The organism is Acidimicrobiia bacterium, from assembly GCA_036396535.1.
GTDB lineage: Bacteria > Actinomycetota > Acidimicrobiia > Spongiisociales > UBA5794 > DASWKR01.
This window is the reverse complement of sequence record DASWKR010000056.1, coordinates 1-20,865: the sequence shown is the minus strand read 5'-3', so window position 1 is coordinate 20,865 and position 20,865 is coordinate 1. Positions and strand designations below refer to the sequence as shown.

Here is a 20,865-nt window from a genome sequence, read left to right as displayed (position 1 = left end):
TTCGGGGGGTGCGCCTTCGAGTCGCCACCCGAGCGCCTCGGTGAAGACGTATGGTGCCGGCGATGACGGGTCTCGGGAGAGGATCGGCGCCGGGATCGGCGCGCCTCCTCCCTGTGAACGAACCATTCGCCAGACAGGAGCTTTTCGACTTCGTCGCAGCCCGAGCCATTCCGGGCGTCGAAGAGGCAGATGCCCTCAGCTACCGGCGCTCCATCGCCTCAGAGGGAGGGGCGACCGTCGTCACGGTCGACGCCGGCCCCGCCGGGATCCGGCTGTCCACGTCCCGGCGCTCGTCGCTCACCGAAGCCCTCGTGGCCGGGATCAGCGTCATGTTCGGCATGGACGTCGACCCGCACGTCGTCGACCGGCACCTGAGCGGCTCCCGGCTGTTGCGCCCGCTCGTCGCTCGGCGTCCCGGACTGCGGGTTCCGGGGACGCTCGACCCCTTCGAGCTCGGTGTCAGGGCGATCCTCGGGCAGCAAGTGACGGTCAAGGGTGCCTCGACGCTGGCGGGCCGGCTCGTCGCGGCCTTGGGCGAGCCGCTGGAGACCCCGGCCGGCACGGTCACCCATCTGTTCCCGACGCCTCGGCACGTCGCAGCAGCCGACCTGTCGAGAATCGGGATGCCGCAATCGCGGCGCGACACCGTCACCCGATTCGCCGCCGCCGTCGCGGCAGGCGACGTCGTGCTCGATCGTGCCGCCGACTCCCGGCTGGGGCGCCGCCGGCTGCTCGCCATCCAGGGAATCGGACCGTGGACCGCCGACTACATCGCGATGCGGGCCCTTCGCGACCCCGACGCGATGCCGACAGGCGACCTCGGGTTGCGAAGGGCGATCGAGAGGCTCGCCCCCGGAAGCGAGTTGGCCGCCCAGTCGGAGGCGTGGCGACCGTGGAGGGCGTATGCCGCAATGCACCTGTGGGCTTCGCTCGCCGACGCGCGGCCCGACTGAGCCCGCTTCCTGCGGTACCGAGGTCTGCGGGGTCGTGGCGGCCGTTCTCAGAGCAACGCGGTGGCGACCGCCAGGAAACCGGCGAATCCGACCAGGTCCGTGAACGTCGTGAGGAACAGGTTCGACCCGAGCGCAGGGTCGAACCCGAACTTGCGGAGGGTGAGGGGAATGGCGGCGCCTGCCAGGCCCGCCAGCACGAGGTTGGCCCATGCCGCCACGGCCATGGCCAGGCCGACCCGGTACGGATCAGGCCCGGCTCGGAGTGTCTGTAGCCCGTAGCCGAGGCCGCCGGCGAGGACGCCGATCACCGCACCGTTGACGATTCCGATGGACACCTCCCGACCGATCACCCGAGTCACGTCGCTCCCGGGGATCCCGTCGGTCGCCAGCCCCCTGATGACGACGGCCAGGCTCTGCGCCCCGGAGTCGCCGCCGATCCGGGCGACGAGGGGCATGAGGGCGGCGAGGACGACGAACGTGGTGAGGACCTCATCGAATTGGGTGACCGACCAGACGACCAGCGCCGACATGACGATGTCGATGGCGATCCACGGCAGGCGGTGCCGGATCGACTCTCTGACCGGGACGTAGACCGAGTCTTCCGCCCTGGTGCCGACCGCGACCGCGAAGTCCTCCGATGCCTCTTCCTGGATCGCCTCGATGAGGGCGTCGGTCGTGACCATGCCGACGAGCCGGCCCTCGTCGTCGACGACGGGCAGCCCGAACAGGTGGTAGCGCTGCACGAGGTCGGCGATCTCCTCACGGTCGGTCGAAGTCGTCACCGAGATCGGGCTCGGCAGCATCGCCTCGTCGAGCCCATCACCCGGGCGCCGGAACACGAGGTCCCGGAACGAGACGACCCCGATCAGGCGACCGTGCGGATCGACGATGTACACGTACGAGAGGTCCTCCAACTCGTCGTGGAGCCCGCGGATCCGCTCGACGGCTTCCCCGACCGTCATGCCGATCGGGAGGGCGGCGATGTCAGTCGTCATCAGGCCGCCGGCCGACTCCGGGCCGTAGGCGAGCAGCTCGCGGATCTCGACTGCACTCTCCGCCTGCATGCTGTCCAGCAGGTCGTTGACGATGGCTGCGTCGTCCACGGCCGCCAGCACATCGGCGGCCGCCTCAGGGGGCATCTCCTCGAGGAGCCTGGTGGCGTCTTCGGTGGTGAGGTCCTCGATGATGTCGGCGGCGAGGTCGTCGCGCAGCTCCTCGAGCAGCTCCGCCGCCTTCCCAGGGTCGAGATCGGCGATCAGCTCGCCGGCGATCTCCTCGTCGATCGCCTCGAGGATGTCGGCGGCGTCGCTCGGGCTCGCCTCGGCGAGAGCCGGCCACTCGGTGGCGTGACCTCGCAGGTAATCCTCGGCGTGACGCGGCCTACGGCGCGCCAGGAGGCGCAGCGACCGAGCCATCTCCCGCGGCGTCCGTACGATCCGCCTCATCCACCAGCCACCTCAGGATCGGCTCCATGTACGTGGCATCGTACCGCGGACCTTCCGGGCGGCATCGGCAGCGATTCATCGGGTGCGGGTCACCTTCTCCAAGCCGCGCGGGTTGTCGGGGTCATGGCCCTTGGCGATCGCGATGTGATGACTGAACAGCTGAGCAGGCACGATCCCCACGATCGGGGCGCACCGCTCGGCGATGTCCGCATCGATCCGGAGGAGGTGCGTCGCCCCCAGGTCGCCACGGTTCGTGATGGCGACGGTCGTCGCCCGGCGATCGACCCGGAGGTCCTCGAGGAGCGCCGCGGCCTCCGCGAAGAGCGGGCCGTCGGCAACGGCGGCGAGGACCGGGAAGCCGGCCCCGACCATCGCCCGGGGACCGTGCTCGAAGTCGGCGGTCGAGTGTGGCTGGGCGACGATGTATGCGAGCTCTTCGAGCTTGAGCGCCCACTCGAAGGCGGTCGCGTAGTGATAGCCGCGGCCCAGCACCGCGCAGGCCGTCTCGGCGGCCAGCGCGGCTGCGACCTCCGCCACGTGGTCCTCGTCGTCGAGCGCCGCGGCGACGGCGGCGGGCACTCGTCGCAGATCGTCGACGAGCCCGGCGCCGGGATCCATGGCGTCGGAGAGGAGGGCCACGGCGGTCAGCGACGCCGTGTACGTCTTCGTGGCGGCCACTGCTCGCTCTTCGCCCGCTCGCATCCACATGACGAAGTCGCTGACACCGGCAAGCGGGGAATGGACGTCGTTCGTGATGGCGATCGTCGGGGCGCCTTGGCCGGCTGCGGCGGAGACGACTTCGATGAGGTCCGGGGATTGCCCCGATTGAGAGACGGCGACGACGAGCGCCCCCTCGAGTGACGGCCTGGCGCCGTACCGGCTGAAGATCGAAGGCGCCGCCAGGGTGACGACGAGTCGGTTGTGGATTCCCCAGAGGTACTGGGCGTACCGGGCGGCGTTGTCCGACGACCCCCTGGCGGCGACGACGACATGCTGGAACCGGCCCGCGATCGACCGTGCGATTGCCGCGGCTTCGGCGGGACCGTCGCAGAGGAGTGCCTCGAGGCGCTCCGGCTGCTGGAGGATCTCGTCACGCATCGCCATGGTCACGCCCCTCGTGTCCGCGTTCGTGGGCCACGGATCCGCCGACGACCGTTGCGGCGACGGCCAGGTCGCCGTCGAGCACGGTGAGGTCGGCGATCGCCCCCTCCAGGAGGCGGCCCCGTTCGCGGTCGCCGATGATCGTGGCGGCGGTGGTGGCCGCTGCCAGGGCGGCCTCCTCGAGGCGGCATCCGGTGGCTTCGATGAGTAGGCGCAATGCGGTGTCGAACGAGGCGGCGCCGCCCGCCAGGCGGCCTTCGGTCGTGCGGGCAACCCCGCTCGTCACATCTACGGTCACTCCGCCGAGTGAATACCTTCCATCAGCCATCCCGAGGCCGGCCATGGAGTCGGTGACCAGGGCGATCTCGCCTGGTCCCTTGGCGCGCCATGCCAGCCGGACCGCGCCCGGGTGGAGGTGCCATCCGTCGACGATGATGCCGCAGGTCAGGTCGGGATCGGCGAGTAGGAATCCGGCGAGCCCGGGGTGGCGGTGCGAGACGCCCGACATCGCGTTGAACAGATGGGTGCCGTGCGTCACGCCCCAGCCCTTGGCCTGCTCGAGGGTCTCCCATCCGGCGCTGCTGTGCCCGGCGGCGACGACCACTCCTCGACCTGCCAGCTCACGGACGACCCCCTCGGCGCCCGGCAGCTCGGGGGCGATCGTGACCATCCGCACGCCGGGTGGCCGCCACTCCGCCACCGTATCGAGGTCGGGCGCCGCCAGGTGGTCTTGCCGGTGGGCGCCCCGCCTGTCGGCGGCAAGAAATGGTCCCTCGATGTGCAGTCCCAAGACGCCGGCGCCGTGATACCCGGCAGGCGGGCCCGCCGCGACGACGGAGATCGCCTCGTCGATCCTGCGGCGCTCGGCACTGACGATCGTCGGCATGAAGGAGGTGACTCCGTGCTCCGGCAGCCGGGCGCCGACATCCCAGATACTGCGCGGCTGCGACGTGAAGTCGTGGCCGAACCCGCCGTTCACCTGGAGGTCGATGAATCCGGGAACGACCGTGCAGCCGGAGGCGTCGAGCGCCTCACCGCCGCGCAGGCTCGTCCCGATACCGGCGATGCGGCCGTCTGCGACGTGGATGTCCGCCTCGATCGTCCCCTGAGGGGTGACGACCCTGCCTCCGCCGATCACGAGGCTCACGTGCGGACTCCGTGACCTGTTGGATAGAGGCCGGGTATCGGCGCAGGAAGCGTCCCTGGGAAGCCGGCGGCGCCGAACAGAGCAGCCGCCAAGGCGCCGAGCGATGGCTCGACGATCCCATACGTGCATGCGTAGGTGGGCGCACCGGGGTATGCCACGAGGTCGTGCGGGTTGCGCACGGCGACCGTCACGACGTCTCCGCCGAGGTCGAGCACCGAGTCGACGAGCGCCGCCTGGGCAGGGTTCGCCCAGGCGTCGATCGTCGCTACCACCACGTACCTCGCTCCGGCTGCGGCGCGTCGCACCGCTTCGATGTCGGCGGATGTCGGTGAGTGCCGGGTCCTCACCTCGACGGTGCGCCCGTGGTGGCGGCGCAACGCGTCCCCCAATGCTGCCGGCTCGGCGCTCGACGTGTCGGCCGGAGTCAGGTCGCGCGGCTCGGGGATCACGGCGACCACGGTGTCGTCCGGGCCCGGGCTGAGCGGGAGCACGGCGCCGTCTCTCACCAGCGTGAGGGCTCTGGCGGCCGCTTCGGCGGCCAGGTCGGCGTGCGCGGCGCACCCGACGACGTCGAGGTCCGGCTGGACGAGCGGTTCCACATGCTCTCGCAGCGCCGCGATTCTCGCCACGGCTGCGTCGTGGTCGGTGTGGGCGATCAGTCCCCGCTGCAGCGCCCTGGCGAGGCCTGCCCGCAAGGCCTGCTGGCTCGAGGCGTCGCCGACGCACAGGAGAACGTCGACCCCGGCTGCCAGGGCGGCTATTGCCTCCACGATCGACTCGGCCCCTTGCCCGAGGGCGTGCATGTCCATGGCGTCCGTGATGACGACCCCGTCGAAGCCGAGCCGGCTCCGGGCGAACCACACGGCGTCGCGGCTCACGCTGGTCGGCGTCCCGGGGGCCCCCGTGATCGCCGGCACGTCGTAGTGCCCGACCATGAGCATCGAGGCCCCGGCGGACATCGCAGCACGGAACGGGACGAGCTCGAACGACTCGAGGCGGGCTGCGTCGACGGAGAGCGAAGGCAGTGCCCAGTGAGGGTCGATCGTCGCCTCGCCTTTCCCCGGGAAGTGCTTGGCCACGGCTGCGATGCCGGCCTCGGCAAGGCCCGACACGGTTGCTGCGCTCAAGGCTGCGACCCTCTCGGGATCGGCCCCGAACGACCGAATGCCCAACGACGGGTTGGCCTGGTTCGATGCGATGTCGCACACGGGGGCGTAGTCGACGTTGATTCCGAGGGCGGCTAGCTCCCGGCCGGTTGCCGAGGCGACCCGCCTCGCCAGCGCCGGGTCTCCGGTCGCCCCGACCGCCATGTTCCCCGGGAAGGCCGTCGTGCCTGCACCGGCGCCGCGCAGCTGGCCGCCCTCCTGGTCGACCGCGATCAGCAACGGGAGCGTCCCGCCTCGCGACGACTGCAAGGTGGCGGTGAGCTTCCTCGTCTGCTCGGGGTCGACGATGTTGCTGGCGCGAAACAGCGTGACCCCGGCCACGTCGCTGGAGGCCATGACGTCCGTGAGCCATGGCGGGGGGGTGGGTCCATCGAATGCGAGCAGCATGCGGGGGCCGATGTCCGGTCTCTCGGTCGACGCGTCGGGACTCATCCCTTGACAGACCCGGCGAGCAGGCCCCTCACGAAGTACCGCTGCAGCCCGAGGAAGACCGCGACGGGCACGATCATCGTCACGAACGCCCCGGCGGTGAGGACATGCCAGTCCTGGCCGCGGGAGCCGACGAGCTCGTTGAGCCTGGCGGTGAGCACGGCCACCTCGGAGTCTGTCCCGAGGAACACGAGGGCGACCAGCAGGTCGTTCCACACCCATAGGAACTGGAAGATGGCGAAGGCGGCGAGGGCAGGCATCGAGAGGGGCAGCACGAGGCGGGTGAACGTCGTGAGGTGCGAGGCGCCGTCGACCGAGGCCGACTCGAGGATGTCGCGAGGAAGCGACGAGATGTAGTTGAAGAGCAGGTAGACCGCCAGCGGAAGCCCGAACCCGGTGTGCGCCAGCCATGTGCCGACGAACGAGCCGGTCAGGCCGAGGACGTTGTACGCCCGTAGCAGCGGCACGAGCGTCATCTGCAACGGTACGACGAGCAGCCCGACGACGACGGCGAAGAGCAAGGCACGTCCGCGAAAGTCGATCCAGGCGAAGGCGTACGCCGCGAAAGCGGCGATGGTGATCGGGATCACGGTCGCCGGGATGGTGACGATGAGGCTGTTGAAGAAGGCATCGATCATCCCGTCGGAGGTGAGGACGTTCTGGTAGTTCACGAACGTCCACGTCGTCTCGAATGGGTGGGCGAACACGGTCCACCACCCGGACGAATTGATGTCGTTCGGGCTACGGAAGCTGCTGATGAGAACGCCGACGGTCGGCATCGACCAGGTGACGGCGATGAGTACGACGCCGACTCTCACGGGCGTCTTCGACCAGAAGCCGGTCCCGACCGGGTGGATGCGAGCGCCTCCGGTCCCCCTCGTTTGGCGGGTCGTCACGGGGGCGGTCATGCGCCGATTCCCTGTTTACGCAGGTTCCGCACGTTGATCACCATCACGGGAACGACGACGAGGAGCAGGGCGACCGCCAGCATCGACGCTCGCCCGAAGTTCCTGAAGCGGATCATCTCTTGGAACATCCGGTTGGCGATCACGTCCGAGTCGAATCGGCCTCCCGTCGTGACGAAGACGATGTCGAACACCTTGAGGATTGCGATGAGGATCGTCGTCGCCACCGTCAGCACCGCCCCGCGGATCGACGGCAGGACGACCCGCATGAACGTCTGCGGCTCGCTCGCCCCGTCGATACGGGCCGCCTCGAGCAGCTCCGTCGGCACGGCCTTGATCGCCGCAGAGAGGACGACCATGGCGAACCCGGTTTGCAGCCAGATCATCACGACGATGAGCGACAGCGTGTTGAGCACCGGCGTCTGCAGGAACGGCGTTGGCTCCCGGCCGAGCGCTGCGAACACTCCGTTGAGGAGCCCGATCTGCTCCTCTCCTGCAGGCCTCCAGTAGTAGACGAACCGCCAGATAACAGCCGCACCGACCATGGAGATGGCGAGGGGGAGGAACACGAACGTCTTGGCGAGTGCCTCGCGCTTCACCCTGTCGACGAGCGTTGCGAACGCCAGGCCGATGAGGACGCTTCCCGCCGTCCCGACGACGATCCAGAGGACGTTGTTGCGCCACGCCGACAGGACGTCCGGCTCCGTGAACACGAACTTGAGGTTCTCGATCACGCCGCCGTCGTCTTTGAGAGCCCGTACGAGCGTGCCCACGGCCGGGAACACGAGGTAGAACCCGAGCATGACGACGGCGGGCCCGACGAAGACCCATGGGCGCAGGGCCCGGGCGGTGCGGTCGGGGAACTGGTCCACGAGCCTGTTGGTGGCGAGGTAGACGCCCCAGATGCCGCCGACGCCGAGCAGCATCGCCACGACGGCGACCATCAGCTTGGCGGCCAGGGGGTCGAACCCTCTGGATGCGATGGCGTCCGCCTGACCCTCGAGGCCGATGCGGCGGTACAGCCACGTCATGAGCCTCTCGGGCCCGGCGTCCGCCTTGAGGAAGAGGTAGCCGCCGGCGAACGCCAGTCCGAGGGCCACGAGCCCTGCCAGAGCCGTCGTCAGGTCGCGGGCTCGCCTGGTGCGCCCTTCCACGGCTCGGCTCATGGGTCACCTCGCTCCTGCGACGCTCGGGGAGCGCCACGCACGGCGCTCCCCGAGCAGCGAACACGTCGCACGTTACGTCAGCTCGCCGGCCAGCTCGCTTCGATCTCGGCGAACACTTCCTCGGTGCCGCCACCGTTGGCGGCCACCCAGTCGATCATGCCCGCCCAGAACGATCCTTGGCCGACCGCCGCCGGCATGGTGTCCGAGGCGTCGAACCTGAATGTCGATGCGCCTGCGAGGATCTCGGCCAGCGCGTCGTTCGGGTAGGTCGAGTACCAGTCGAGCGGCACGCTCTGGTTCGGCGACACGAAGCCTCCGGCGTCGATCCAGCCCTTGGCGGCCTCCGCGGTCGCCAGGTACTCGAGCGTCGCCCTCACTTCCGGCCTGTCGTCGAACATGACGAACATGTCACCGCCGCCGAGCACGGGTGACCCGTAGTCGGCGTCGATCGGGGGGAAGTAGAAGAAGGAGCTGTCGACTCCGGCTTGCGTGCCCTCCGGCCAGAATTCGGGGATCCAGGCCGCCTGCTTGTGCATCCAGCACTTGGGCCCGGCCGCGTCGAACATCGGCGTCTGTGTGTCCCCGACCCATGTGCCGTTGATGGCGTCGGTGCCACCGAAGACGTATCCGTCCGCGAACCACACTTCACCGACGAGGCCGGCAGCGTTGAGCACCGCCGGATCGTCGAATGCGATCTCGTGGTTGACCCATGCGTCGTATGTCTCCGGCGGGGCGGTCCTCAGCAGCACGTCCTCGATCCAGTCCGTCGCCACCCAGCCCGACACGTCTCCGTGCTCCATCGAGACGCACCACGGTGACCCGTTGCCGTCGGCGACGATCTGGTCGCTGAGCGCGATGAGCTCGTCCCAGGTGTTCGGGATCTGGTATCCGGCGCTTGCGAAGGCTTCCACCGGGTACCACACGATCGACTTCAGGTCGCCCTTGAAGTACACCCCGTAGACGCTCCCCTCGTAGGTCGCCAGGTCGACGAAGGACGCGATGTAGTCCTGCGAGAGCTGATCGAGGTTGAACCACCCCGACAGGTCGACGAGGTTGCCTTCCGAAGCGAGAGACTGCATCAGGCCCGGCTGGGCGATCTGGGCGAGATCGGGGGCGTTGCCTCCATCAACCCGGGTGCGCAGCACCGTCTCGTAGTCGGTGATCCCCTCGAAGTTGACGTCGATCCCCGTGGCGTCGATGAACGGCTGGAGAGACGCCTGGAAGTTGGCGGCTTCGGCGTCGATCCACTGAGCGAGGATCTCGACCTCCGTGCCTGCGAACTCGCCGGCCTTTGCCCGATCGAGGAACTCGTACGGGCCTGTTGCCACCGCCTCTGTCGTCGTGGGTGCCGCGGTGGTCTCCGTGGCGCCGCTGGTCGTCGTCTCTCCTGCTGTGGTCGCCGTTGTCGTGTCGCTCGGCGCCCGCGTCGTCGTGCTCGAGCCGTCGGCGCACGCCCCGACGACCACTGCGAACGCGACAACGAGGACGAGCGGTGTGAGTCTTCTCATGTGCCTCCTCCTGTCTCTGCATGGCTGATTGCCCTGTCGGCGAGGACGGTCGTGAAGCGCTGGTGCGCGAGCGCAGCCGCTCCGACAGCCCCGATGGGAACTTCTCCTGTCGCGAACCTGAGGCGAGCCGGGTCGAACAGACGTCTCCCGAGGCTCGACGCCTCCACACGCGAGGCGAGGACGGCGACGACCCGGTCGGCGAGCGCTCTTCCGCCGGAGACGGCTACTCCACCGCCAACCACGATGAGGCTCGGGTCGTGGACCGCCGCCAGCCACTGGACGGCGGTTGCGACGTGCTTGGCGACGTCGTCGGCGATGCGGCGGGCGCCCTCCCGCCCCTCTTCGGCCATCGCGAACATGTGTCTGGCGTGATCCGACGCGACCTGCGGCCATGCCTTCGAGATCGCCGGCCCGGAGATGACCGTCTCGAGGCAGCCGACGAGACCGCACGAGCAGATCGCTCCGTCGTCGAAGACGGGCACGTGGCCGATCTCGCCCGCGAGCCCGTGGCTCCCTCGCACCAGCTGGCCGTCCCGCAAGATCCCGGCCGAGACTCCGGTGCCGAGACCCAGGTAGACGAGGTGGCGCACCGGGGTTCCGTCTCCGTAGTGGTCGGCTGCCCCGACCGCTGCCACCCGGGCGTCGTTCTCGACGGTCACGGGCACTGCCAGGGCGTGTGCCAGCTCTGGGCCGACCGGGAAGCCCTCTTCGCCGATACCGAGGTTGACGGCCGTGTGGACGCTCCCCGTCTCGGGGTCGACCCTGCCCGGGACCCCGACGCCGACCGCCGCGATCTGGTCGATCGTCTCTCCAGCCGCTGCGAGTGCCTCGGAGAAGGACTCGAGGACCGAGTCGATGAGCCGCCTGCCTGCCATGACGAGGGTCGGCCGCGTGTCTCTGCCGAGGACCGTGCGGTCCGGCCCGAGCACGACGGAGTCGATCGTCGTACCGCCGATGTCGATCCCGCCCATGAGGTCGCTCATCGCAGGACGACTCCGAGCTGATCGGCCAGCACGGCTGCGCCGGCACCGGCGAGGACGAGATCAGGCCCGATCCGGGTCGCCTCGACCGTCACATGCTCGGCCGTCGCCCGTAAGAGGCGGCGCCTGAGCTCCCCGTCGACGGCGGTGACCAGGGCGTCGTCCGCACCCTCGAGCTCGGCGGTGACGACGATACGTGTCACGTCGAGGATGCCGACGACGTGGGCGAGGGCGGCTCCGAGATGGCGTCCGGCGAATGCGATCGCCTCGTCGGTGGCGGCGGTGCCTGCAACGCCGGCGACGGCCTCCCGGGTCCACGGGATCGAGTCCGGGTCGAGGCCGCCTGCCGCTCTCCTGATGATCGCCGGCACCGAGGCGAAGGTTTCGAGGCAGCCTTGCTTGCCGCAACGGCAGAGGGGACCTTCCGGGTCGACGACGACGTGGCCGAGCTCCCCGGCGGCGCCGTGATCGCCGCGGTGGATCGAGGAGGCGAGGACGAGCCCGGTTCCGACACCCTCGCCGAGCTCGACGAGGACGAGGCTGTCGGCGTCGGTCTCGAAGAGGCGCAGCTCGCCGAGGGCTGCGGCGTGGGCGTCGTTCGTGACCACCGTGGGATGTCCGAGCCGCTCGGTCAAAAGGTCGGCGAGCGGGACGTCGTGCCAGCCGAGGTTCGAGGCCTCGACGACGGTTCCGTTCGCATCCACCACACCCGGCGTGCCGACCCCGATGCCGAGCACCGGGGTCGTCGCCGAGGCGAGGAGTCGGGAGGCGAGCGCAACGACGTCGTCGACCGAAGGGCGACCGTTGGCGGGAGAGTGGGACTCGCGATGGAGTACGGTGCCGGCGAGGTCGAGGAGCGCGCCGCGGATCGGACGGTGGCCCAGATCGATGACGACGATGGTGCGGGCCGCCTCATTGACCGTGAGCAGGGTCGCCGGTTTGCCCCCGAGCGGGTTGGCCGAGGTGCCCGCCTCGTTGATGAGAGACTCGTCGATGAGCTCGGACACGAGGTTCGAGACGGCGGCTCGCGTCAGTCCGGTCGCTCGTGACAACTCGGCCCTGGTGGAGGCGCGCCCGCTGTAGAGCGCCTGGAGGATCGTTCTGAGGTTGCGGACCCGGGCATCGCGCTTCGTCGCCTTCGGCAGATCGGTCGTCGAGCGGATTGGTGCGAGGGACATCAGGAATGAAAGTTAACTAAACAAACAAACCTCCGCAAGTAGTTTGTACGGTCTTGCTCCGTTCGGGCTTCGTTCTTGCGTCCCCTCGCCGCATCGAAGCGATGGGGGGACGCAAGACGGCGGTGCTCAGCCGGTGAAGCCGGAGAACATGTCGCCTGCGATGTCGGATACGTCGGTGACCTCGCCGGCGGGCGGTGCCTCGACGACGATGGGCATGTTGTAGGAGGTCACCTCCATCGTGATCGTCATCGACTCGAACGTCTGCTCGGGGGAGAGCTCGAGCCCATCGCCGGCGTACACCATCTGCAGCTTGCGGATGAGACCGTCATCGCTCACCCAGAGGTCGATCGGCAGCTCACCCCCGGGCAAGGCGCCGAACTGCTCGAGGTCCTCGAGATCCGCGGGGTCGGCGAGCTCGGTCGCCTGCTCCATGTCGACGACGATGGCGTAATGGGTCGTCTCGATGCCGTTGTGCGTCTCGCGATCCAGCTCCGTGACAGTCGCTCCCTCGAAGCCCTCGAACGCCTCGAGCATCTCGGCAGGGTTCGTCGGAGCGTTGGCGCCGAAGCCCTCGGCCGCCAGGTCGGCATCCTCGGCGGCCATGCTCATCCACTCGGTCTCGACTCCGAGGATTGAGTTGAAGAACGGGAACTTCACGTATGCGGTGTCCTCGATCGACCGGATCTCGATGCTGCTGAACAGGTCGGCCATCTCGGGCGGGATCTCGCCTTCCGGGGCGGCGGCCACCAGGTCGCTCATGTCCATCGACATCGAGAAGAGGCGGCTCTCGAGATCGAAGGCCGTGTTCATGCCGAACTCGAAGGATGATCCCGGCAGCCCCTCGACGCCTTCGACGGCGAAGGTCATCACCATCTCGGCGGACTGCACGTCGTTCCCGGCGCTGGTGACCGAGGCAATGAGGCCAGCGGCGTCGCCGGTGTCCACGGGAGCGACCGTCGTCGGCGCCGTCGTCGGCGCCGTCGTCGGTGCGGACGTCGGTGCGGACGTCGTCTCGGATGCTTCGGTCGTCGACGTGGCCGCCGTTTCGACCGGCGCTGTCGTCGCCGGGTCATCGCTTGCGGCCCCACCGCACGCCGCGACGACGGTGAGGGAGGCGAACACGAGCAACTGGATTCTGCGGGACATGGTTGTCATCCTCGGTAGTTGGTCACGGACAATTGTCGTCGTCTCCCGGGTCAACCTTGAACCGCTCGATCCACCTGATGCGAGCTCGGGGTGGGGCACTCTCGGGTGTGGCGCACCCTCGCGGGTGCGGCGCTCTCGTCAGCCGGGTAGGCCGGATGCCGGCACCGGCGAATCGACGCCCGGCAGCGTCAGCTCGAAGATCGTCGGGCCTCGGGCGCTCACGAGGCTCAGGTCGCCTCCCATGGCGCGCGCCAGCATGCGGGACACCGCCAGCCCGATTCCGAGCGATCCCGACGCCCCGCCGTGCGCGAACAGCTCGAACAACCGAACGGCGACATCCTCCGGTATCCCGGCGCCGTCGTCGGTGACCGTGACGGTGACGCCGTGCGCCGCCGTCGTCGCTGCGAGCTCGACGCGCCCCCCGCCGTGCTTCCGGGCGTTCCCGACGAGGTTTCGCACGATCTGCCTGATGCGCAGCGCGTCGCCGAGCACCGCAAGCCCAACCTCCACCATCACGTCGACCTCGCGCAGGTCGACCGATTCCAGGACGGTCGCCATGTCGAGCTGCTCGGAAGCGACGGCCATCGACCTGCTGGTGGCGGCGGTGAGCAGATCGTCCATCAGAACCGTGATGTCGTCGGCCTGTGTGACGAGCGTTCCGACGAGCTCCTTGCGTTCCTCGTCGGACAGGTCGTCCCAGCCGTCGAGGAGGATCGCCCCGAACCCGACCATGGCACTGACGGGGTGCCTCAGCTCGTGACCAACAGTCGCCACGAGGCGGTCCCGCGACTCGAGGGCGTCCTCGAGCGATCTGAGAGCCGCCCGCAGGTCCGTGACGTTGTGGTCGACGATCACGACCCTCGTGTAATCCGGCCGGCCGCCGTCGAGAGCCGCCTTCCAATGCGATCGGACCACGACGTCGCCGAGCATCGTGGGCGCCGAGTGCTCACGGACGATCGACGTCTCACCTGTGAAGGGCGCCAGGAACTGGAGCCGCATCGAGGTGGCGAGGTCGGGGTGGGTGGCAGGCGTGAACTGGCGTGCATCGAGGTCGGGCGGCTCGGGGGCGAGCGGGGACCCGTAGAGGTCGATCCACTGCGGGCTCACGGCGAGGACGCGCGGCAGCCGTAGGCAGCGGATCAGCTCTCCGTCGTCTGCCAGCCGCAGCGCCACCTCGGGCGGCGCCAAACCTGCGAAGTGCTCGATGATCGGGGTGTAGTCGACGATGAGCATCGGGACGGCGGCGGCGGAGGCGATCAACTCGAGCTCGTCGCGATGATGGAGAGTGTGGCTCGTTGCCATCAATGAGGTTTTCGGCGATTTGCCTGTTGCGCTTGAGGCTGGCGCGCCTCAGTCCTCGGCGATGATGAGGCGCTCCAACGGAGTCCGAAACCGGGGCGTCACCCGCAGGTCGCCGATCCATTCCTCCAGCTCGGCGGCCTTGCGGTCGATGACGGCACGTCGCGCCCGACCGACATCGTCGAGTAGCTCCGTGACGACCTCGCCCGTGCGCCGCTGCGCCCAACCCCCGACGACCCGGCCGTCACACCACACGGTCGGCCCTGCGTTGCCGTTGCTGTCGAACAGCCTCGCCGAGTGGTCACCGAGGTACCAGGAGCGCTGCTTCCAACCCATGACGGTCGAGTCGAGCCCGGGGAGCAGCGCCACCCACGGGTCCGGTTCGTCCACCGACTCGATGTCCCCGGGGAGCACGAAACCGATACCATCCGAGAGATCGACCTCCACGGCTCCGACGTCCGCGAGCGCCGCCTTGGTCTTGGCGACGGTCCAACCCGTCCACCACTTCATGTCGACGAGGGTGCCGGGACCGTACGCCCGCAGCCAGGCTCCCAGCAGGTCGGCAGCTGCCCTTCGCGGGGCGATCCCGGCCAGCGGCTCGCCGAGCCAGTCCTCGGCCAGCGCCCAGCGGTACTGCGTGCTGATCCAGGTCCCGCGCGGTCTGGCGCGCACGATCCTCCCCTCCGTGGCGAGGAGGAACAGCGTGCGGGTCGACAGTCCGATGTCTCCCTCCCACTTCGTGCCGACTCCGACTCTCACCTTCTCACGGAGCCCGGCGACGTCGTCGCGCAGCTGGGTGGCCACGGCCTCGCCTCGGCGGCGCAGAGCAGACACAGTGGCCTCGGCGACACCGTCCAGCCAGGCCTCGGCGTCTGCGACGCCTGCGTCGGTGAGCATCTTGATCGTGCGGGTGTGCTCGCCTGCCGCCAGATGCTGCGTCACGGCGGCGTGGATGACCCTCGCCAGATCGGTGGGCACCACGAACATCGTGCGGCGCATGCCGAGGACCCGCACGAGCGATCGTTCGTCGTAGAGGGCGGCTGCGACGTCATCGGGCGTGACACCGGCGACCCTGGCTTGCGCCGCCAGGTACACCGATGCCGGGTCGGACGAGTGGAGCCCCACGAGCGATCTCGCCGCCGTTGCGACGTCGGCCGCCGCCTTCGCGAGGTGGTGGCGTCTCCCCAGACGAGCCCGTCGCTGCCCATCGTCGATCTGGATCCGCGTCCCGCCCACGTTGCGAGGGTAGAGCGGGCAGGTTCGAGTAAGGCGAGCTGGGGCGCTACCTCGTGTGCCTCTGCCGGCGTGCCAGGCGTCGGCCGGCCACGAGCCGTGACCCCGGAATACGTCGAGAATGCCCGGGTTGACCCCGCATGGACCAATCACTCGAGAGCGCACTACAGCGCGGCGGCATCGTCGACATCACCACAACGGGCCGAAAGTCCGGCACGGCGAGGCGCATCGAGATCTACTTCCACAACCTCGACGGTCGCTACTACATCACAGGGCGACCAGGGTTCTCGCGCGACTGGATCGCCAACCTCGTCGCTGATCCTGCGATGACGGTCCACTTCAAGAGGGGCCTCACCCACGACCTGGCTGCGATTGCCGACGTCATCACCGATCGTGACGAGAAGCGCCGCGTGATCGGCAGGGTCCGCGTCGAGAGCTGGGGGGTCGATCCGGCCGAGGTGGAGGCAGACATCGAGCACTGGGTGGAGACCTCCCCGCTGATCGAGTTCCGACCCGCCGGCTGACTCGCGGCGCTGACGACGTGTCAGTCGAACCGAAAGCGGGTCACGTCCTTCGGGAACTCCTGCCACGCCAATGCTTTGGCCGGCACGAAACGGGAGAGGCCGCCTGCGTGCTCTCCGCTCCAGGAGTCGGGGCCGGGCGCGTACCCGTGCTCCTCGTACTTGCGGATGAACTCCGCCGAGATGGCAGCAGCGAGCTCCGGGGCAGGCGGCGTCGCCGCTCCGGAGGTTCCTTCGAGGATGGTGGCGGCCGACCCGTCTTCGAGGTGGAGCACGCAGCTCGGATTCGAGGCGAGGTTCCTGGCGTGGAGCGTCTCGGGTGACCCGTCGTACCAGAAAGCTCCATCCACCCAGACCCCCCACCGTGGCACGACGTGCGGCTTGCCGTCCGGCCGATTCGTCGCCATCCAGTACACATGCGCCGATCGGAGCCTCTCCTCGACTGCCTGCCACGAGAGGAGTCCGTCCGGCGACCCGGGCACTCCGTAGCCAGCCGGCATGATCGGTCGATCGACCTGCGGTCGGTGTTCGGTCGACATGACGAGCCCTTCCTCGCTGCGTTGTCGGTGGTCGGAAGATAATCCGGCGTCATCGCAACCGGCAGCACGGTCACACCCTCAGGCCGTACAACCTGAAGAAGCCTGCGTCGATGTCGCTCACATGCACCGCCGAGAACCCGGCTTCGGCGGCCAGCGCCTCGACCATCGCAGGCCGGATCACTGTCCCGATCGCCGCAGAAGGCGACTCTGCGAGTGCGGCGGGGAGGCAGTGGACGATGCTCCACCCGTACATCATCCTCTCCAGTTCGTCGCCCTGCGACGTGAACTCGTCTGCGACCTTCTCGTCGGCGACGAGCACGGCCCCGTCGGACGCCAGCGCTCGCCTCGCCGCCGCCAGGACCTCGGCCGGCCGGGCCATGTCGTGGAGCGCCTCGAGGATCACGACGAGGTCGAAAGGACCGTGTGCTTCGAGGGCTGAGGCGTCGGCGAGCTCGAAGGCGACGTCGACGCCTCTCTCCGCGGCGTTCGCCGCGGCGTCCGCGATGCTCGCCGGATCCGAGTCGTAGCCGATCACCTCGGTGTGGGGAAGCGCCGTGGCGAGGGCGATCGTCGACCAGCCGGCTCCGCAGCCGAGGTCGGCGAGTTTGCCTCCTTCGGCGAGGCGAGCCGCAACGTCGGGGACCGCTTGGAGCCACGAGACGAGATCGTGGGTGAAGGCCGGCCGGTTGATGCCTGCCTGGCCGTTCCTGAAGATCGTCCCGTACTCGGCGTACGGGACTCCGCCACCGGTTCGGTAGGCGGCCGCAACGTCGTCGAGGACCCCGGCGATGCCGGCGAACATGTCGGCGAGCGGTGCCACGTGGGCCGGGTGCTCGGGGTCGATGAGCACTGCCGTGTGGTGGTCGGTGAGCACGTACGAGCGTTCGTCCCACTTGGGGGACGGCGCCGCCACGTCGACGAGACCCGCCACGGCCTGCTGCTCGAGCCACTCCCTGGCGTAGCGCTCGTGGATGCCCGCCGCGGCCGCCAGCTCGCCGGGAGTGCGCGGGACGGTGACCGCCTGGTAGAGGCCGAGGCGCCTCCCCAAGTGGATCGACAGCAGCTCCAGCGCCGCCGTCGCAGCCGACACGATGCGGTCCTCGAGTGCGATGTCCTGGTTCGTCATCCCGCTCTCCTCTCTTGCCCGCGTGACGTCTCCGGGTCGCGCCAATCGCGGAACGCCGGGTAGGCGAAGGCAACCACGACGGCGCCGATGGCGGACGCAAGCCCGCCCGTCCAGGCGGAAACGCGCGGGCCATAGGCACCGGCGACGACTCCGGCCTCGGCGTCGCCGACCCTGGGCCCGCCGGCGACCACCGCGATCTGGACGGCCGAGAGCCTCCCCCGCAGGCGATCGGGAGTCGTCACCTGCAGGATCGTCTGCCGGAACACCGCAGAGATTGCGTCCCCTGCACCTGCCATGACGAGGAACAGGATGGCAGGCAACGCCGTCGGCGACAGTCCGAATCCGACCACCCCGGCGCTCCACACGAGCACGGCGGCGACGGTCGCCTTGCCGGGCTGCGTCACCTTGCCGACCCATCCGGAAGTGGCTGCGGCCGCAACGGAGCCGATACCGGGGGCTGCGTAGAGGAGGCCGACCGTCTGGGCATTGCCACCGAGCACGCTCAACCCGAACTCGGGGAAGAGCGCCCGCGGCATCCCGAAGACCATGGCGGAGATGTCGACGGCGAACACGCCCTTGAGCTCCTGCTTGCCGCGCAGGAATCGGAATCCTTCGACGACGGAGGACCACCCAACCGCGGTTCCGCCGCCTTCGGGCGGAAGTGGACGCATCAGGAACAGGGCGAACAGGGCGATCGCGAAGGAGCCGGCATCGATCCAGAAAGCCTCGGCGATGCCGGCGCTCCCGATGATGAAACCGGCGATCGCCGGGCCGACGGCGGCCCCCGTTGTGTACTCGAGGATGTTGAGGGCGAAGGCCGACGGGAGCCGTGCGGCCGAGACGAGCCTCGGGATCATCGCGCTGCGAGCGGGCGAGTCGATGGCGGAGAAGAAGGCGTTGGCCGTCGTGAAGGCGTAGATGGCCCAGACCGTCGGCGCCTCGAGCCCTGCGTTGACGGCGAGGCCGACGCTGGTGGCCGCCATGATGACCTGGACGATCATCAGGATCCTCCTACGGTCGAATGCGTCCGAGAGGGTCCCTCCGAAGAACGAGCCGACGACGAGCGCTGGGAACTGGGCGAGGCCGAGGAGACCGACGGCCAGCGTCGACCCTGTCAGCTCGTAGAGCTGGAACGGAGCCGCCACCAGCGCAAGCTGCCTGCCGAGCAACGAGATGATCTGGCCGCCGAAGAGAAGCCGGTACTCGCGGGACTCTCGGAGGGGCGATACGTCGACGAAGAAGGTTCTGAAGATTTGGTGCTCGTTCGTGCAGGGGGAGTTGCCGGGAAACTACCTCGCCGTTGTGGGTGTGCCGCGCATCGCCCGGGCGCGACCGCCTGTGATCGCCTGATCACAGGCAGCAACCCTGTGATCGCCTGATCACAAGCAGCACGGCCTGTGATCAGGGGACGACACACGGTTGCATCGGCGACCACGAATGTCTCGCTCACGCCGCCTGCACGAGGTCGAGGAATCCTGCGAGCTGCGCGGCGATCCCTGCCGCGTCGAGCCCGGCGTCCGCCTCGAGCTGTTCCCGCGTGCCGTAGCGGCGCAGTTCGGCGGCCGGTGCCCCCACGCACAGCAGCCGGTGCGGCTTGTCCCACAAGGCAGCCGCGATGCCCGCCGCCGACGTGCCTGCCAGGTATGGCTCGACGACGACGATCTCCGTGGCGCTCGATGCGAGCGCCCTGACGGCTCGCCGGTCGAGAGGATGCACGGTCGCCACGTACGCCACGGTCACGTCCCGAGCGGCGGTGGCTGCCAGCACCACGTCGAGCATCGGCCCGACGGCCAGCACCACGGGTGCTCCCGTCGATCCGTGGCGAACCGGAATCACCTCGCCGGGACGTCGCGCCATCGGCTTGCGGTTCGACGCGGCGGACAGCCTGATGTACTCCGAGCCCGTTCCCTCCACGGCCGCCCTCAGCAGAGGCTCCACCTCGTCCGGGTGTCCCGGGACGTGAACTCGCCATCCAGGGAGGCTCGATACCATCGCGACATCTCCAGTCGACTGATGGGTGCGGCCCTCGGTGGAAGCATCGAACGTGGCGCCGATGGACACGAGTACTGCCCCGACGCCCTGGTGTCCCAAGTCGAGCTTCAGCTGCTCGAAGGGCCTCTCCACGAGGAAGGGGGCGTAGCTGTGCACGATCGGCCTGAAACCCTCGAGCGCGAAACCGGCCGCCACCGCGACCATCGCTTGCTCGCGAATTCCGACGTTGATGAGACGGGTGGAGTGGCGCTCCGCCGCTCCGGTCTCCGCCAAGCGGGCGGTGCCGATGTCCGCCAGCACGACGACGACGTCGGGGCGCTCGTCGAGCAGGGCGGTTGCCGTCTCGCCGAATCGATGCCTCACGGCGTCACCTCGGCGACCACCACTCCAGGTGTAGCGGTGTGCCTCACACGTACCGCCCGCTCGAAGGCGTCGTGGTCGTGCCCGTCGACGGTCTCGGCGGCCCAGCCTTCGGTCGTGAACCTCGATGCGATCCCGCCGGGCCAGCCGTGCGTGCTCGAGCCGTTGTCGACGACGATGACCGTCAGGCTGCCGACGCCCAGCCGCCCGGCGATGGCGATCGCCTCATGGTTGCTTCCTTCGTCGAGCTCGCCGTCTCCAACGAGGCAGAACACCCTGGGGATCTCTCGGCCGGCGGCGCGCAGCCCCAGCGCGACACCGACGGCGATCGGCATTCCGTGCCCGAGCGAGCCACTCGAGATCTCGACGCCTGGAACCAGCACCCGGTCGGGGTGATTGCCGAGGATCGACTCGTGCTCGGCGAAACTCGCCAGATCTGACTCCGAGATGAACCCTCTCGCTGCGAGCACGGCGTAGTAGGCCATGGGTCCGTGGCCCTTCGACAGCAGGAATCGGTCCCGATTCGGGTCGTGCGGGTTCGACGGATCGACCCGCAGGATCCTCTCGTAGAGGACCTGGAGGACGTCGAGGGTCGAGTGGGCGCTCGGGGAGTGCTTCTCGTCCCCCGTCATCAGCCTCATGAGCCTGGGAAGGTCGGCGAAGCTGGATCG

Annotated in this window: 19 protein-coding genes; 2 read left to right on the top strand and 17 right to left on the bottom strand. The window is 69.1% G+C overall.

What is annotated here, in order from left to right; genetic code table 11:
- Positions 1-62: 62 nt before the first annotated feature.
- Positions 63-953 carry an AlkA N-terminal domain-containing protein gene (locus VGC47_09575; protein HEX9855552.1) on the top strand — a complete coding sequence of 297 codons (891 nt, stop codon included), beginning with the start codon at positions 63-65 and terminating at the stop codon, positions 951-953.
- Positions 954-1,000: 47 nt separating this feature from the next.
- On the opposite strand, the gene mgtE is transcribed toward VGC47_09575, so the two are convergent.
- The 12 genes from mgtE to VGC47_09515 form a co-directional block, all read right to left on the bottom strand.
- Positions 1,001-2,398, bottom strand: a complete 1,398-nt coding sequence (mgtE, locus tag VGC47_09570) for a magnesium transporter (GenBank protein HEX9855551.1) — start codon at positions 2,396-2,398, stop codon at positions 1,001-1,003.
- 75 nt (positions 2,399-2,473) lie between these two features.
- Positions 2,474-3,502 carry an SIS domain-containing protein gene (locus VGC47_09565; protein HEX9855550.1) on the bottom strand — a complete coding sequence of 343 codons (1,029 nt, stop codon included), beginning with the start codon at positions 3,500-3,502 and terminating at the stop codon, positions 2,474-2,476.
- Positions 3,489-4,646, bottom strand: coding sequence for an N-acetylglucosamine-6-phosphate deacetylase (nagA, locus tag VGC47_09560; protein ID HEX9855549.1), 1,158 nt, complete (start codon positions 4,644-4,646; stop codon positions 3,489-3,491). The genes VGC47_09565 and nagA overlap by 14 nt, the downstream gene beginning before the upstream one ends.
- Entirely contained in the window at positions 4,643-6,244 is a 1,602-nt protein-coding gene (locus VGC47_09555; protein HEX9855548.1) for a glycoside hydrolase family 3 N-terminal domain-containing protein, read from the bottom strand. Before VGC47_09555 ends, nagA begins: the two co-directional genes overlap by 4 nt.
- A complete protein-coding gene (locus VGC47_09550; protein HEX9855547.1) occupies positions 6,241-7,149 on the bottom strand; it encodes a carbohydrate ABC transporter permease in 909 nt (302 codons plus the stop codon). Before VGC47_09550 ends, VGC47_09555 begins: the two co-directional genes overlap by 4 nt.
- On the bottom strand, positions 7,146-8,312 hold the full coding sequence (locus tag VGC47_09545; GenBank protein HEX9855546.1) for a sugar ABC transporter permease: 1,167 nt from the start codon (positions 8,310-8,312) through the stop codon (positions 7,146-7,148). The genes VGC47_09550 and VGC47_09545 overlap by 4 nt, the downstream gene beginning before the upstream one ends.
- Before the next feature lie 77 nt (positions 8,313-8,389).
- Positions 8,390-9,820, bottom strand: coding sequence for an ABC transporter substrate-binding protein (locus VGC47_09540; protein HEX9855545.1), 1,431 nt, complete (start codon positions 9,818-9,820; stop codon positions 8,390-8,392).
- On the bottom strand, positions 9,817-10,803 hold the full coding sequence (locus tag VGC47_09535; GenBank protein HEX9855544.1) for an ROK family protein: 987 nt from the start codon (positions 10,801-10,803) through the stop codon (positions 9,817-9,819). The genes VGC47_09540 and VGC47_09535 overlap by 4 nt, the downstream gene beginning before the upstream one ends.
- Positions 10,800-11,978 (bottom strand): ROK family transcriptional regulator, encoded by a 1,179-nt coding sequence (locus VGC47_09530; GenBank protein HEX9855543.1) that lies wholly within the window; start codon positions 11,976-11,978, stop codon positions 10,800-10,802. Before VGC47_09530 ends, VGC47_09535 begins: the two co-directional genes overlap by 4 nt.
- Positions 11,979-12,104: 126 nt before the next feature.
- Entirely contained in the window at positions 12,105-13,124 is a 1,020-nt protein-coding gene (locus VGC47_09525; protein HEX9855542.1) for a hypothetical protein, read from the bottom strand.
- 138 nt (positions 13,125-13,262) lie between these two features.
- Positions 13,263-14,426, bottom strand: coding sequence for a HAMP domain-containing sensor histidine kinase (locus tag VGC47_09520; protein ID HEX9855541.1), 1,164 nt, complete (start codon positions 14,424-14,426; stop codon positions 13,263-13,265).
- A gap of 48 nt (positions 14,427-14,474) precedes the next feature.
- The gene (locus VGC47_09515; GenBank protein HEX9855540.1) at positions 14,475-15,659 is read right to left on the bottom strand and encodes a winged helix DNA-binding domain-containing protein; all 1,185 of its coding nucleotides are present in this window, start codon (positions 15,657-15,659) and stop codon (positions 14,475-14,477) included.
- Positions 15,660-15,796: 137 nt separating this feature from the next.
- Between VGC47_09515 and VGC47_09510 the strand changes: the two genes are divergently transcribed.
- The gene (locus VGC47_09510; protein ID HEX9855539.1) at positions 15,797-16,180 is read left to right on the top strand and encodes a nitroreductase/quinone reductase family protein; all 384 of its coding nucleotides are present in this window, start codon (positions 15,797-15,799) and stop codon (positions 16,178-16,180) included.
- 20 nt (positions 16,181-16,200) lie between these two features.
- On the opposite strand, the gene VGC47_09505 is transcribed toward VGC47_09510, so the two are convergent.
- From VGC47_09505 to VGC47_09485, 5 genes are all read right to left on the bottom strand, one after another.
- Positions 16,201-16,716 carry a pyridoxamine 5'-phosphate oxidase family protein gene (locus VGC47_09505; protein ID HEX9855538.1) on the bottom strand — a complete coding sequence of 172 codons (516 nt, stop codon included), beginning with the start codon at positions 16,714-16,716 and terminating at the stop codon, positions 16,201-16,203.
- A gap of 70 nt (positions 16,717-16,786) precedes the next feature.
- A complete protein-coding gene (locus VGC47_09500) occupies positions 16,787-17,842 on the bottom strand; it encodes a class I SAM-dependent methyltransferase (protein HEX9855537.1) in 1,056 nt (351 codons plus the stop codon).
- Complete coding sequence (locus VGC47_09495) at positions 17,839-19,095, bottom strand: MFS transporter (protein HEX9855536.1); 1,257 nt, start codon at positions 19,093-19,095, stop codon at positions 17,839-17,841. The genes VGC47_09500 and VGC47_09495 overlap by 4 nt, the downstream gene beginning before the upstream one ends.
- A gap of 193 nt (positions 19,096-19,288) precedes the next feature.
- On the bottom strand, positions 19,289-20,197 hold the full coding sequence (locus tag VGC47_09490) for a transketolase C-terminal domain-containing protein (protein HEX9855535.1): 909 nt from the start codon (positions 20,195-20,197) through the stop codon (positions 19,289-19,291).
- Positions 20,194-20,865 (bottom strand): thiamine pyrophosphate-dependent enzyme (locus VGC47_09485; GenBank protein HEX9855534.1); only part of this gene is annotated, 672 nt, incomplete at its 5' end. The genes VGC47_09490 and VGC47_09485, both read right to left, overlap by 4 nt.

Excerpts from the sequence above, each read along its gene's own strand:
- VGC47_09575 (HEX9855552.1), top strand. The coding sequence starts at position 63 with ATGACGGGTCTCGGGAGAGGATCGGCGCCGGGATCGGCGCGCCTCCTC.
- mgtE (HEX9855551.1), bottom strand. The coding sequence starts at position 2,398 with ATGAGGCGGATCGTACGGACGCCGCGGGAGATGGCTCGGTCGCTGCGC.
- VGC47_09565 (HEX9855550.1), bottom strand. The coding sequence starts at position 3,502 with ATGGCGATGCGTGACGAGATCCTCCAGCAGCCGGAGCGCCTCGAGGCA.
- VGC47_09555 (HEX9855548.1), bottom strand. The coding sequence starts at position 6,244 with ATGAGTCCCGACGCGTCGACCGAGAGACCGGACATCGGCCCCCGCATG.
- VGC47_09550 (HEX9855547.1), bottom strand. The coding sequence starts at position 7,149 with ATGACCGCCCCCGTGACGACCCGCCAAACGAGGGGGACCGGAGGCGCT.
- VGC47_09545 (HEX9855546.1), bottom strand. The coding sequence starts at position 8,312 with ATGAGCCGAGCCGTGGAAGGGCGCACCAGGCGAGCCCGCGACCTGACG.
- VGC47_09540 (HEX9855545.1), bottom strand. The coding sequence starts at position 9,820 with ATGAGAAGACTCACACCGCTCGTCCTCGTTGTCGCGTTCGCAGTGGTC.
- VGC47_09535 (HEX9855544.1), bottom strand. The coding sequence starts at position 10,803 with ATGAGCGACCTCATGGGCGGGATCGACATCGGCGGTACGACGATCGAC.
- VGC47_09530 (HEX9855543.1), bottom strand. The coding sequence starts at position 11,978 with ATGTCCCTCGCACCAATCCGCTCGACGACCGATCTGCCGAAGGCGACG.
- VGC47_09525 (HEX9855542.1), bottom strand. The coding sequence starts at position 13,124 with ATGTCCCGCAGAATCCAGTTGCTCGTGTTCGCCTCCCTCACCGTCGTC.
- VGC47_09520 (HEX9855541.1), bottom strand. The coding sequence starts at position 14,426 with ATGGCAACGAGCCACACTCTCCATCATCGCGACGAGCTCGAGTTGATC.
- VGC47_09510 (HEX9855539.1), top strand. The coding sequence starts at position 15,797 with ATGGACCAATCACTCGAGAGCGCACTACAGCGCGGCGGCATCGTCGAC.
- VGC47_09505 (HEX9855538.1), bottom strand. The coding sequence starts at position 16,716 with ATGTCGACCGAACACCGACCGCAGGTCGATCGACCGATCATGCCGGCT.
- VGC47_09500 (HEX9855537.1), bottom strand. The coding sequence starts at position 17,842 with ATGACGAACCAGGACATCGCACTCGAGGACCGCATCGTGTCGGCTGCG.